The organism is Mesorhizobium sp. AA23 (genome assembly GCF_001672435.1).
Taxonomy (GTDB): Bacteria; Pseudomonadota; Alphaproteobacteria; order Rhizobiales; family Rhizobiaceae; genus Mesorhizobium.
Genome location: NZ_LYTP01000031.1, coordinates 194,675 through 207,784 on the forward strand (window position 1 = coordinate 194,675; position 13,110 = coordinate 207,784).

At 62.4% G+C, this 13,110-nt stretch carries 10 protein-coding genes and 2 tRNA genes; 11 read left to right on the plus strand and 1 reads right to left on the minus strand.

Annotated elements, in window-relative coordinates:
• Nucleotides 1-459: 459 nt before the first annotated feature.
• Nucleotides 460-1,350: an FHA domain-containing protein gene (locus tag A9K66_RS26510; protein ID WP_197507524.1), complete on the plus strand. Its 891-nt coding sequence runs from the start codon at nt 460-462 to the stop codon at nt 1,348-1,350.
• A gap of 92 nt (nt 1,351-1,442) precedes the next feature.
• Here A9K66_RS26510 and A9K66_RS26515 read toward each other — a convergent pair.
• Nucleotides 1,443-1,517, minus strand: a tRNA-Asn gene (locus A9K66_RS26515).
• A gap of 14 nt (nt 1,518-1,531) precedes the next feature.
• On the opposite strand from A9K66_RS26515, the gene A9K66_RS30590 reads away from it, so the two are divergent.
• From A9K66_RS30590 to A9K66_RS26560, 10 genes are all read left to right on the plus strand, one after another.
• Nucleotides 1,532-1,732, plus strand: coding sequence for a hypothetical protein (locus A9K66_RS30590; RefSeq protein ID WP_095780750.1), 201 nt, complete (start codon nt 1,532-1,534; stop codon nt 1,730-1,732).
• The gene (locus A9K66_RS26520) at nt 1,733-1,993 is read left to right on the plus strand and encodes a hypothetical protein (protein WP_066999931.1); all 261 of its coding nucleotides are present in this window, start codon (nt 1,733-1,735) and stop codon (nt 1,991-1,993) included. It abuts the gene before it with no gap.
• Nucleotides 1,994-2,170: 177 nt separating this feature from the next.
• Nucleotides 2,171-2,244, plus strand: a tRNA-Cys gene (locus A9K66_RS26525).
• A 126-nt stretch (nt 2,245-2,370) separates the two neighbouring features.
• The gene (locus A9K66_RS26530) at nt 2,371-3,045 is read left to right on the plus strand and encodes a protein-L-isoaspartate O-methyltransferase (RefSeq protein WP_067329513.1); all 675 of its coding nucleotides are present in this window, start codon (nt 2,371-2,373) and stop codon (nt 3,043-3,045) included.
• Between the two features lie 181 nt (nt 3,046-3,226).
• Nucleotides 3,227-4,621, plus strand: coding sequence for a TolC family outer membrane protein (locus A9K66_RS26535; protein ID WP_067329516.1), 1,395 nt, complete (start codon nt 3,227-3,229; stop codon nt 4,619-4,621).
• Between the two features lie 233 nt (nt 4,622-4,854).
• Nucleotides 4,855-5,661: a PopZ family protein gene (locus A9K66_RS26540; protein WP_067329653.1), complete on the plus strand. Its 807-nt coding sequence runs from the start codon at nt 4,855-4,857 to the stop codon at nt 5,659-5,661.
• A gap of 218 nt (nt 5,662-5,879) precedes the next feature.
• A complete protein-coding gene (locus A9K66_RS26545; RefSeq protein WP_067329519.1) occupies nt 5,880-8,663 on the plus strand; it encodes a valine--tRNA ligase in 2,784 nt (927 codons plus the stop codon).
• A gap of 361 nt (nt 8,664-9,024) precedes the next feature.
• Nucleotides 9,025-10,302, plus strand: a complete 1,278-nt coding sequence (locus A9K66_RS26550; RefSeq protein WP_067329523.1) for an OmpP1/FadL family transporter — start codon at nt 9,025-9,027, stop codon at nt 10,300-10,302.
• A 268-nt stretch (nt 10,303-10,570) separates the two neighbouring features.
• Nucleotides 10,571-12,295 (plus strand): dihydroxy-acid dehydratase, encoded by a 1,725-nt coding sequence (gene ilvD, locus A9K66_RS26555; protein WP_067329526.1) that lies wholly within the window; start codon nt 10,571-10,573, stop codon nt 12,293-12,295.
• Nucleotides 12,282-13,109 (plus strand): tetratricopeptide repeat protein, encoded by an 828-nt coding sequence (locus A9K66_RS26560; RefSeq protein WP_066999951.1) that lies wholly within the window; start codon nt 12,282-12,284, stop codon nt 13,107-13,109. Before ilvD ends, A9K66_RS26560 begins: the two co-directional genes overlap by 14 nt.
• Nucleotide 13,110: the final 1 nt, after the last annotated feature.

The following is a 13,110-nucleotide window of genomic DNA, read 5'->3' on the forward strand; positions in this document are numbered from 1 at the left end:
GAGAACACTAGCTGCCGATGCATGGCAGGAGTCTACAAATTGAGGATTGTATTAAAATGATACACTCCACCCGTTCGTCTCACGCGGGCGCCACCCAGCATTGCCCTGAGCCGGCCCGTATGCCGCGCCTATTATCCTCGTCCTCGCTTTCGGGATGCCGTTCCGGACCGCATCATCTGCCTGCTCCTCAACGCACGCTTGGCAGCCTTCGTCGAACGATTGGCTATCACCATCGCAATCTCGCTCATCGGCGATAGCGCCCCTTGCCGCTCAATCATAGCCGGCCTCGTGGCCCGAGCAGTCATCCGTGCAATCATAGCCGTGGAAAGTCTCTTGTGCAGTTGCCGAGGCGGCAACAAGGCCTGTCCGTGCAAGATGCTCACGCCACAGCACCGGCTCCCAGGCGGGCAAGGAGGGCGACTTATGCTATACGTTGCGTTCTTGGTCGGATACGAGCCGATGGATCAGGAAAGACTTCTGGCCGCAGTCCTCCTAGCTGATGTCGTGGGCAGCACGCCGCTTTATGAGCGCATCGGCGACGATGCAGCTCTGCAGCAGATCTCGGATTGCCTCGACGCGATACGCGAGATCGTCGCCCGGCACGGCGGTGACTTCATTTACTCGAAGGGCGATGACGTGCTCAGCCTGTTCGACAGTTCGGAGGCGGCGCTGAGGGCCGTCTTCCAAATCAGCAGCGAACTGACGAAAGGGCCGTTGCACGCCCGGATCGGATTGCATTTCGGGGCGGTCATTCGCGCGCGGGGCGCGGTATTCGGAGACGTTATCAATGTCACAGCAAGGTTGTCCACCACGGCCAACCCCGGGGAGGTGCTGATCAGCCAGAGCTTCTTCGAAGCCCTTTGCGCGGATAGCCGCAGTGCCCTGCGGCTCCTCGACAAAATGGCTTTCAAGGGAAAGCAAGAACTGTTCGATGTCTATACCCTGGGGAGCGAGGATCGGGCCCTCAGTACGCAAATCGTCAGCCGGGGCACGGTTATCGAGAGACGCTCCGCCCCGCCGCGGCAGATCAATCTGGTCATCCGCTATGGAGATCAGTTGCGATCCTGCCGAAACAACGAATTGGTGACGATCGGCCGATCCCCGGAATGCAACATGGTCATCCAGCGGCCCTGGGTCTCAAGGCACCACGCGACCTTCACCATTTCGAATGGCAAGGCCGTGCTTATCGAGCGAAGCTCGTCGGGCACCTTTGTGTCGATGGGACCCGACCATGAGGTATTCGTGCGCCGCGAAGATATTCTTCTCTTCGGCTCCGGCGTCATCTCGCCTGGACGGAGATCGTCCCTCGACGACGCCGAAATCCTTTACTACGAAATTTTCTCAGACTGACCCGGCCCGGCTTGACCGTTGCCGCATGCTGCCGGATCCAGCGCCGCGCGCTTGCAGAATCGGAAGTTTATTCAGTGAAATTCAATGGCGATTGGCTCCCCGGGCCGGATTCGAACCAGCGACCAACCGGTTAACAGCCGGTTGCTCTACCACTGAGCTACCGGGGAACGGAGGCTCTGACGTGAGTGGCGCAGCCTATAGCAAACACCTTTCGGCTTTGCAAAGCAGCAATTCGCAATTTTTCTGCAGTTTTTCGTGCGGCGATTTGTGGCATCGCTTCGGCGTGCCCACATATGAGCGGCTTGACACCGGCATGGAACAATGCGGCTGGTCGTCCTTTGGTATTTATGACATCGGCCGCGCAGATGGGATCTGGCTTTGAATGACGGCAACTGACGACGATAACCCACCGGCGCGCAAGATCACGGTCTTCGGCCGCGACTTCTCCATGCCGCGCTCGCGGGGATTGCGGATCGCGATCGGCGTGCTGCTCACAATCGGCGGGATTCTGGGCTTTCTGCCGATTCTCGGTTTCTGGATGGTTCCGATCGGCCTGCTGGTCCTGTCCTACGAATTCGCACTGGTGCGTCGTCACAGGCGCCGCTTCGTGGTCTGGTGGGAACGCCGCCGCCGGCCGGATTGAGAGCTTTGCAGGGAGAGAGTCCGGCAGGTGCCGCCGACACCATCGGGATCGGCCGCAAGCAATCGGCAACCACTGCCTTCGATGACGAATGGGAAAGCATCGGGAATGACTTGCCGATGCTTGACGACCTTTCACCGCCAACATATTGAGTTGCCCCGGAACGCCGGGAGCATGGAAGGCCTCGTGGCGGAGTGGTTACGCAGAGGACTGCAAATCCTTGCACCCCGGTTCGATTCCGGGCGAGGCCTCCAATGCCCGGGCTCCGGCGCTGTCGCGCCGGGGCGCTAGGTTCCGGTCGAATTGGCCCGCGTCATTTGCCTGGAAATCGGATCGGGCGCGGGCAGCGAATTGGGCGCGGGAAGCGGGTTGGTTGGGACATGAACGCTGATTTCTCCGAACGCCGCGTGAAGATGGTCGATGGCCAGATCCGCACCACCGATGTGACCAGCGCGCCGCTGATCGAAGCGATGCTTTCCGTGCCGCGCGAGGCTTTTGTCAGCGCCGGGCAGCGGGACCTAGCCTATATCGACGAGGACATCCGCATCACCGATGGCGTCAGTGGCGGCGGTGCCCGCTATCTGATGGAACCGTCACCGCTCGCCAAGCTTTTGCAATTGGCCGAAATCAGCGACACCGATTCGGTGCTCGATGTCGGCTGCGGCACCGGCTATTCGGCCGCGCTGCTTTCCCGAATCGCAAAATCGGTGGTTGCGCTCGAAAGCGACCCGGCGCTTGCCGAAGCCGCGAAGTCGACCCTTTCCGCACTGGATTGCCAGAACACCACCGTAGTGATCGGGCCGTTACCGCAGGGTCATGCCGCCGCGGCGCCCTATGACGTCATCTTCATCGGCGGCAGCGTCGAGGAGGTGCCCGCGGCATTGCTCGGCCAGCTCGCCGAGGACGGACGGCTGGTTGTGGTCGAGGGGCAGGGCAACTCCGGCGTTGCGCGTCTTTTTGTCAAGGCCGGGGGGGTTGTAACCGGCAGACGCGCATTTAATGCGGCAATTAAGCCACTACCGGGGTTCGAACGTGCTCATGCGTTCGAATTTTGAGCGGTTTTGCCTTGCAGCGAAGGCGCTGACATGATCGCTTGCGCTTGAACAATCGTTGCTGATTTGCTTCACGTGCATTTTCGGGGGCTGTCAGCGGGGGACGATAAACACGCGGCGCTAGCTGATCCGGAAGGAAAAGGTGCGCGGCGTGGTTCCCATGCAAACGAATGAGGGATAATACGTGCCGCCCCTACACAAGACTTTTCTATCAGCCATACTTGTTTCGGCGACCGCGCTTTCGCCGCTGGCAGCATCCGCCGAAACGATCACCGGCGCGCTCGCCAAAGCCTATCAATACAATTCCCAGCTGAATTCCGCCCGCGCGGGCACCCGTGTCACCGACGAAGGCGTGGCCATCGCCAAGTCCGGCTACCGCCCGACGATCAGGGGATCGGCTAGCATCGACTATACGAGCAGCCGCAACAACAACCTTGGTCAAACCTTAAATATCACTACGGGCAATTTCGGGGTTGAGATCGACCAGACGCTGTTCGACGGCTTTCAAACCAAGAACAATGTCGCCGCCGCCGAAGCGCAGGTCAGGGCCTCGCAAGAAAGTCTCCGCAACACCGAAGAGAACATCCTGTTCAACGCGGCAAGCGCCTACATGGATGTGATCCGCGATCGCCAGATCGCGGTCCTGACCGCACAGAACCTGCAATTCCTGACCGAGCAGGCGCGCGCCGCGCGGTCGCGCTTCGAGGTCGGAGAGGGCACCCGCACCGACGTCGCACAGGCCGATGCCTCGCGGGCGACCGCGGTGGCGCAACTCGCCAGCGCTCGCGCGACGGCGCTGGCGAGCGCTGCGACCTACCACCAGATCATCGGCGACGAGCCGGGCAAGCTCAAGGCGGCCGCGCCGGTTGGAAAGCTGCTGCCGGGAAGCCTCGATTCGGCCTTCGCCATCGCCGCCGCGGAGCATCCGGCCATCCTTGCCACCGAGCATCTCGTCGACGCCGCGGCCTTTTCGGTTAAGTCGGCCGAAGGGGCGCTATTGCCGCAACTTTCCGCCAGTGCCGGAATTTCGAGCCAGTATCGCAACACCTCGCCCGGCGTTTTTGCATCGGCGGGTTCCGAAGGAACGACCAATTCGGCCAATATCGGTGCAACGCTTACCGTGCCGATCTATTCGGGCGGGCGCACCTCTGCGCTGGTCCGCCAATCGAAGGAATCGCTCAGCCAGGCCCGCATCGAGGTCGACGTCAGCCGCGACCAGGTGCGCCAGGCCGTGGCTTCGGCGTGGACGCAATACACCGCCGCGCGCGAAAGCGTGGATGCCAACAGGCAGGTGATCGCCGCCGCGCAACTGGCGCTCAACGGCGTCATCGAGGAACGCAATGTCGGCCAGCGCACCACGCTCGACGTGCTCAACGCGCAGAACGCCGTCATCACCGCCAAGATCAACCAGGCGAGCTCCGAGCGCGATGTCGTCGTGGCGAGCTACGCCATCCTGTCGGCGATTGGCCGCCTGTCCGCCGGCCAACTCGGCCTGGCGGTCACGAAATACAACCCGGAAGAGCACTACAACGCCGTCAAGGACAAGTGGATCGGGCTGCGCACGCCGGACGGCCGCTGAATCTTTGGCATTTCCAAAAGCGCCGCGTGTCCAATGGATGCGCGGCGCTTTTGCATTGGAACCAGACGGTCGGCGGCCGGCGGCGTAGCGAGCTAATCTGTTGAAATCCAACGTCTCCCCAGATTGGGGATTCTCGGATGACGATCGGTCGGTTACGCTGTTCGCATTGATTCGAATTCCGGTCTTGCCGGAATGGAAATCTTGAACAAGTCACAAGGGCGGCGGATGTGACGATGGCGACAGCGAGCAGCGCGCAGCGCGAACCTTCCATGGAAGAGATACTTGCTTCCATCCGAAGGATCATCGAGGACAGCGACACCGGCCGCAAGCAACCGGCGGCGGACAACGGTGACGTTCGCCAGGACCTCCGGCCGACGCCGGCGGCGCAGACGGCCGACCTTGATGACTTCCGTTCCGAGCTCAGCGCCGGATCCGCTCCCAGCAAGCCGGTGAGTTTGGCGGAGATACAGGCCCAGCTTGCGGCGTCCGATCCGACGATCGCCGAGACCGGCCCTGAACCGGTGAAGACCGCGCCCGCTCCCACCACCCTGGCGGAAGTCGGGGCCAGGGTAGCCGCCGAGCCGGACACCCCGGCGGTCGCGAGGGCGGCGGAGAGCGTGCCGCAAGGTGCCGATACCATCGTCGCCGAATGGCGGCGCGAGATCGCCGCCGTTGGCGGAAATTCCGTCAAGGCGAAGGTAGCAACTCCGGAAGTGGCGCGCGAAGTCGAGATCGACGACGAGGATCTTGCCGCGCCAACGGCCGAAACCGCGGCGCCCGGCAACCTTTCGGCGCCATCCTCGTCCGACCTGCCGCCAGCCCGGCCGGCAATCCTGTCCGAGCATACGGGCCGTCAGGTCGCGGCGGCCTTCGGCGAGCTTTCCGATGCCTTCGCCAGCCGCAGCAAGAAGAGCTTCGACGAGATGGCCGAGGAGATGCTGCGGCCGATGCTGCAGGACTGGCTCGACAACAACCTGCCGACCCTGGTCGAACGGCTGGTGCGCGAGGAAATCGAGCGCGTGGCGCGCGGCGCGCAGTGATTTCGTCTGGGCTTCCAGCGTAAAAGGCGCCGCCGTCGGGCCATGCTTTTTATCTCCGCGAAAATGCGGCCGCGCGATTTGTCTGCGATGAGTCGTGGGCTTGCCGCTGATCGCCGCAAGCCTATCTGGGCAAGGCGGCTCATCCTTCTCGCGGTTGACTCGGCCAAGAGCTTCCGATTTACACCGGACGCTTGTTCCCGACAGTTCGGACTTCCTCCATGCTTGATAAAACCTACGACGCCAAAACCGTCGAGCCGAAGATCGCCAAAATCTGGGAAGAGACCGATGCGTTCCGCGCCGGCACCGGCGCCGAGGAAGGGGCGGAAGCCTTCACCATCGTCATCCCGCCGCCGAACGTTACGGGCTCGCTGCATATGGGGCACGCGCTCAACAACACGCTGCAGGATATCCTGGTGCGGTTCGAGCGCATGCGCGGCAAGAATGTGCTGTGGCAGCCGGGCATGGATCATGCCGGCATCGCCACGCAGATGGTGGTCGAGCGGCAGCTGATGGAGAGGCAGATCCATCGCCGCGACCTGTCGCGCGAGGAGTTCATCGAAAAGGTCTGGGAGTGGAAAGCCGAATCCGGCGGCGCCATCTTCAATCAGCTGAGGCGGCTCGGTGCCTCGGCCGACTGGAGCCGAGAGCGCTTCACCATGGACGAGGGTCTGTCCAAGGCGGTGCTGGAGGTGTTCGTCACCCTCTACAAGGAGGGGCTGATCTACAAGGACAAGCGCCTTGTGAACTGGGATCCGAAGCTGTTGACGGCCATTTCCGACCTCGAGGTCGAGCAGCATGAGGTCAACGGCAATCTCTGGCATTTCCGCTACCCGGTCGAAGGCCTGGCGTTCGATCCCGAGAATCCGCAGACATTCATCACCGTCGCCACGACGCGCCCGGAAACCATGCTGGGCGACACGGCGGTGGCGGTGCACCCCGACGACGAGCGGTTTCGCGACCTGGTCGGCAAGAACGTCATCCTGCCGATCGTCGGCCGCAGGATACCGGTTGTGGCGGATGAGTATTCGGATCCGGAAAAGGGTTCCGGCGCGGTCAAGATCACCCCGGCGCATGACTTCAACGACTTTGAGGTCGGCAAGCGCCACAAGCTGCCGGCGATCAACATCCTGACCGTCGAAGCCTACATCAAGCTCAAGGATAACGAGGAGTTCCTTGCAGGTCTTGAAGTGACGCCGCAGCGCCAGGCCGTCTGGGATGAGCTCGACGGGCTGGATCGCTTCGTGGCGCGCAAGAAGATCGTCGAGCTGATGGAAGCGGGCGGCTTCCTGGAAAAGGTCGAGCCGCATCGCCACACCGTGCCGCATGGCGATCGCGGCGGCGTGCCGATCGAGCCGTTCCTCACCGACCAGTGGTACGTCAACGCGGCGGAGCTCGCCAAGCCGGCCATTGCCTCTGTGCGCGAGGGCCGCACGGACTTCGTGCCGAAGAACTGGGAGAAGACCTATTACGACTGGATGGAGAACATCCAGCCCTGGTGCATCTCGCGGCAGCTGTGGTGGGGGCACCAGATTCCGGCCTGGTACGGGCCGGACGGACGCGTCTTCGTCGAGAAGACCGAAGAGGAGGCGCTGGCCGCGGCGGTCGAATATTACTTGGCGCTGGAGGGCCCCTGGAAGGCCTGGGTCGAGGACAAGCTTGAGAATTTCAAGCCGGGCGAGATCCTGATGCGCGACGAGGATGTTCTCGACACCTGGTTCTCCTCGGCGCTGTGGCCGTTCTCGACGCTCGGCTGGCCTGACCAGACGCCGGAGCTGAAGACCTACTACCAGACCGACGTGCTGGTGACCGGCTTCGACATCATCTTCTTCTGGGTGGCCCGGATGATGATGATGGGCCTGCATTTCATGAACGAGGAGCCGTTCCACACGGTCTATGTTCATGCGCTGGTGCGCGACAAGAACGGGCAGAAGATGTCGAAGTCGAAAGGCAACGTCATCGACCCGCTCGACCTGATCGACGAGTATGGCGCCGACGCGCTGCGCTTCACCTTGACCGTGATGGCGGCGCAGGGGCGCGACGTGAAGCTCGACCCGGCGCGTATCGCCGGATACCGCAATTTCGGCACCAAGCTCTGGAACGCCACGCGCTTCGCCGAGATGAACGAGGTCGCCAGGAACGACGATTTCTGGCTGCACGACGCCAAGCTCGCGGTCAACCGCTGGATCCTGACCGAGCTGACGCGGGCGGCGCGGGCGATCACCGAGGGCATCACCACCTACCGCTTCAACGAGGCGGCTGGCGCCGCCTATCGCTTCGTCTGGAACTTGTTCTGCGACTGGTATCTCGAACTGCTCAAGCCGGTGTTCATGGGCACGGACGAGGCGGCCAAGGCGGAGAGCCGGGCCTGTGTCGCCTTCGTGCTGGACGAGATCTACAAGCTGCTGCACCCGATGATGCCGTTCATGACCGAGGAGCTGTGGGCGCAGACCGCGGGCGAGGGGAAGGTACGCACCTCCCTGCTTTGCCACGCCGCCTGGCCCGCGCCCGATTTCGAGGATGACGAGGCTGCCGCCGACATCAACTGGCTGGTCGAGCTCGTCTCCGGCATTCGCTCGGTGCGCTCGGAAATGAACGTGCCGCCCGCGGCGATCGCGCCGCTGGTGGTGATCGGCGCCAATGCCATCACGCAGGAAAGGCTGGATCGCCACGCCCAGGCTATCAAGCGGCTGGCGCGCGTCGGCGACATCGCGCTGGTCGATGCGCCGCCGAAAGGCTCGGCCCAGATCGTTCTGAACGAGGCGACCGTGTGTCTGCCGCTCGGCAGCCTGATCGACCTTCAGGCCGAAGCAACGCGGCTGCAGAAGGAACTGGCCAAGGTGACCGAGGAGATCGCCCGCCTGCACAAGAAGCTTTCCAACGAGAAGTTCGTCGCCAACGCGCCGCAGGAGGTGGTCGAGGCAGAGCGCGAAAAGCTCGCCGAATATCGCGAGGCTCAAGAGAGGCTTTCAGTCGCCCTGACCAGGGTCCGAGACGCCGGGTGACCGGCAAGATTCGGCTTCACTGGAGGGCGCTTTACGAAGCGTCACCACGCTCGTATACGGGCCTCCGTTGGGTTAATTTTGACGTAAACGGAAAGTTTTGGCCCCATTGTTGCCGTAATGTAACAACAGGGCCCGGTCCGATCAAAATGGCCCGTTTTTGAGCTGTTTCGGACCGTTTTTGTAATTTTTTCTCTCGCGCCGATGCCGAGTGGGCCGCTTTTAAGGCTCAATGGGCGGTCGATGACCATGGCGGAAATACGAGCTGTCAAGGTGTACATGTACAGCTCACGAATTCGTTGTTGCGCCGTTAACCTGAATTGGTTCTAGCTTGCCCCACTTCGTGTTTCGGGGAGGGATTTCCATGAACATTTTGCGGCTCAAAGCACTGCTGGGGGCAGGGTGCTTTTCGCTGGCTTTGGTCGGAGCGGCGATGCACCCGGCGCATGCCGGTGGCTTGGAGCGCGGTTGGTACGACATCGACCTGCTTTTCGATCCAGCGCAGATCACGGGGGAAGTCACGGGTACCTACGTGATGCCGCAACGAGACCTCAAGAATGCAAGGGACGCCGATCCGTCTGACGGCGACCTCACCGCGCTAGGAAGATCAAGCACTGCCCGTGATACCGAAAGCTATTGGGTGCCGAACGTGGGAATCAAGATTGGGATGGGACCAGTCGATTGCCTTGGCGACTACTCTCAGCCAATCGGTGCATTCAGCAACCCTGGTGCCAATTGGGCCGGTGCGCAAAGCAACGTTGAGACAAAGGTCGAGAGCGAGGCGTTCGGCGCAACCTGCTCGTACAAGATGGACGTAGGCAAAGGTCAGTTTCGTCTTATTGGGGGCGTCTTTCACGAGGATGTTTCTGGCTTCAAAGAACAATTGGTGGCGCCTATTCCTGCAATGTTTGGCACAGGCATAGGTCGTCTTGATCTGGAGGGCGACGGATGGGGATGGCGGGCCGGCGTTGCCTACGAGATTCCGGAAATCGCTCTGCGCGCCAGTTTAGTTTATAACTCGGCAGTCAAGCTTGACAACTTGAGCGGGACGCTTGATCTGACCCAGGTTCCCGGATTTATCAATCCCGCAAATCCGCTTCTGGGTAGCGTGACCGACGTATACGGCTCCTCCGAGGTGCCCGAGTCCGTGGAATTGAAGCTCCAATCAGGTATAGCACCGGGCTGGCTTGCCTTTGGATCCATCAAATGGGTCAATTGGAGCGTCCTGCAAAGCATTCCGTTCTGCCCGACATCGACCCAGGGCGTGCTCGCCTGTACGACAACGAGTCCTGCGCGTGCAACCTCGCTTGATTTGCTCTACCGTGACGGGTGGACAGTCGCAGCCGGCATCGGCCACAAATTCAACGAGCAGTGGAGTGGTGCGGCCGGTATCGCTTGGGACCGCGGAACGACGACCGGGCTCAGCACTCAGACCGACACATGGACAGTTAACGCCGGCGTCGCTTACACGCCGACCAAGAACGTCGAGCTTCGTCTGGGCGGTGCGCTTGGCGTCTTGACGAGCGGGCACATCCATTCGGTCGTCGGCTCCGACGGCGTGACCTACGGGACCGATTACACCGCCGACTTTGGCAACGACCTCGTTTCGGCGATTTCGGGATCGGTTAAGGTCAAGTGGTAACTCCTTCAACTTGAACGAAAAGGCCGGCATTGCCCGGCCTTTTTTATTGCGGCGGCCCTGACCGCTGACTCGAACTGCAGATTCGCCTCACGACCGAGCGAGTGTGACGTTTCAGCAACAGTTTATGAACAACCCCGACGCTAAAAGGCTAGCCCAGGGAACTGCCCATTTCCCGCCATAAACCCGGAGCAACTCGAATAGGTCTCGGGACGCGTGCCAGCTTGGCCCGGCGATGGGACGGGCCGCGGGGTGTGCGGCAAGGACGACGATGGACGCCACGGCAATCTCCAAGGCCAAGCTGCCCAGCCGCTACGTGACCGAAGGTCCGGCGCGCGCGCCGCATCGTTCATACCTCTACGCCATGGGACTGTCGGCGGCCGAGATCGCGCAGCCGCTCGTCGGCGTCGCCAGTTGCTGGAACGAGGCCGCACCCTGCAACATCTCGCTGATGCGCCAGGCGCAGGTGGTGAAGAAGGGCGTCGCGGCCGCCAATGGCACGCCGCGCGAATTCTGCACCATCACCGTCACGGACGGTATCGCCATGGGCCACCAGGGCATGAAGTCGTCCCTGGTGTCGCGCGAGGTGATCGCCGATTCAGTCGAGCTCACCATGCGTGGCCATTGCTATGACGCGCTGGTCGGGCTTGCCGGCTGCGACAAGTCGCTGCCCGGCATGATGATGGCGATGGTGCGGCTCAACGTGCCGTCGATCTTCATTTATGGCGGTTCGATCCTGCCCGGCAGCTACCGCGGAAGGCAGATCACCGTGCAGGATGTGTTCGAGGCGGTCGGGCAGCATTCGGTCGGCACGATCTCCGATGCCGAGCTGCTCGAGATCGAGCAGGCCGCCTGTCCGTCGGCAGGGTCGTGCGGCGCCCAGTTCACCGCCAACACCATGGCGACGGTCGCCGAGGCGATCGGGCTGGCCTTGCCCTATTCCTGCGGCGCGCCGGCGCCCTACGAAATGCGCGACCGGTTCAATTTCGCCTCCGGCGAAAAGGTCATGGAGCTGATCGCGAAAAACATCCGGCCGCGCGACATCGTTACCCGCAACGCTTTGGAGAATGCCGCGACGGTCGTTTCGGCCACCGGCGGCTCGACCAACGCGGCGCTGCATCTGCCGGCGATCGCGCATGAGGCGGGTATCAAGTTCGACCTCTTCGACGTGGCGGCGATCTTCGAAAAGACACCTTATATCGCCGACCTCAAGCCCGGCGGCAAATATGTCGCCAAGGACATGTTCGAAGCCGGCGGCATTCCGCTCTTGATGAAGACGCTGCTCGACCACGGCTATCTTCACGGCGACTGCATGACGGTCACTGGCCGCACTTTGGCCGAAAACATGGAGCACGTTGCCTGGAATGAGAGCCAGGATGTTGTGCGTCCCGCCAATCGGCCAATCACCAAGACAGGCGGCGTTGTGGGCTTGAAGGGCAACCTCGCCCCCGAAGGCGCGATCGTGAAGATCGCCGGCATGTCGGAGCTGAAATTCTCAGGCCCGGCGCGCTGCTTCGATTCGGAAGAGGAGTGCTTCGAAGCGGTCACGCAGCGCAATTACCGGGAGGGCGAGGTTCTCGTCATCCGCTACGAGGGGCCGCGCGGCGGTCCGGGCATGCGCGAGATGCTGTCGACGACGGCAGCGCTCTACGGCCAGGGCATGGGCGGCAAAGTGGCGCTGATTACCGACGGCCGTTTTTCCGGAGCTACACGTGGTTTCTGCATCGGCCATGTCGGGCCGGAGGCGGCGGTCGGCGGGCCGATCGGGCTCATCAAGAATGGCGACGTGATCTCAATCGATGCCGTTAATGGCACGATCGAGGTGGCGCTGTCGGATGCCGAACTGGCGGCCCGGGCCAAGAAATGGAAGGCGCGCAAGACCGACTATAAGTCCGGCGCGATCTGGAAATATGCGCAGACCGTAGGGTCGGCCCGCGACGGCGCGGTCACCCATCCGGGCGGCGCAAAAGAAACACACTGCTATGCGGACATTTGAGGTGTTGAGGTCATTTGTCTTGCCGGCACTGGTCGCGGTGGCGACCTTGGGCGCCGTCGGGCAGGTCATGGCCTTCGATGACAAGGTGTTCGACGACAAGACCGGGGTCAAGCCGCAGTCGAGCCCGTGGGCGGTGTTCCAGTTCGGCTTCTCCGCCTACAAGAACGGCCACAAGGACCAAGCGGTCGAGGCCTATAAATATGCCGCCGAGAACGGCCAGATCGGCGCCACCTGGAAGCTTGCGCGCATGTATGCCCAGGGCGACGGCGTGGCCCGCGACGACTATGCGGCCTTCAAGTTCTTCTCCGAGATCGTCGATCAGGATGTCGAGCCCGGCTCGCCCGAGGAAAGCTATGTCTCCGATGCGCTTGTCGCGCTCGGCGACTATCTGCGCAAAGGTATCCCCGGCAGCCCGGTCGAGGAGAACGAGGTTGCGGCGCAGGAATACTACATGCGCGCCGCCGCCAACTACCGCAACCCGAACGCGCAGTTCGAGATCGGTCAGATGTTCCTGAAAGGCGAGGGCGGCGTGAAGGCCAGCGTCAAGCAGGCCGGGCGCTGGCTGCAACTCGCGGCCGAAAAAGGCCATGCCGGCGCGCAGGCGACGCTCGGCAATCTGTTGTTCCAGAGCGGCAAGATCGTGCGCGGCCTGGCGATGATGACGGCTGCCTTGGAGCGTGCCCCGCCGGCGGATCAGCCCTGGATCCGTAGCATGCAGGAAGAGGCCTTCGCCGCGGCTGGCGAAGCCGACCGTCGCACGGCGATTTCGCTCGCCGACGACATCCTGACCAAGGGCAACAACGGCGACCAGTAGG

Coding starts and splice junctions, on each gene's coding strand:
- A9K66_RS26530 (WP_067329513.1), top strand. CDS start 2,371: ATGAACGCTGATTTCTCCGAACGCCGCGTGAAGATGGTCGATGGCCAG.
- A9K66_RS26520 (WP_066999931.1), top strand. CDS start 1,733: ATGACGGCAACTGACGACGATAACCCACCGGCGCGCAAGATCACGGTC.
- A9K66_RS26560 (WP_066999951.1), top strand. CDS start 12,282: ATGCGGACATTTGAGGTGTTGAGGTCATTTGTCTTGCCGGCACTGGTC.
- ilvD (WP_067329526.1), top strand. CDS start 10,571: ATGGACGCCACGGCAATCTCCAAGGCCAAGCTGCCCAGCCGCTACGTG.
- A9K66_RS26550 (WP_067329523.1), top strand. CDS start 9,025: ATGAACATTTTGCGGCTCAAAGCACTGCTGGGGGCAGGGTGCTTTTCG.
- A9K66_RS26510 (WP_197507524.1), top strand. CDS start 460: ATGGATCAGGAAAGACTTCTGGCCGCAGTCCTCCTAGCTGATGTCGTG.
- A9K66_RS26545 (WP_067329519.1), top strand. CDS start 5,880: ATGCTTGATAAAACCTACGACGCCAAAACCGTCGAGCCGAAGATCGCC.
- A9K66_RS26540 (WP_067329653.1), top strand. CDS start 4,855: ATGGCGACAGCGAGCAGCGCGCAGCGCGAACCTTCCATGGAAGAGATA.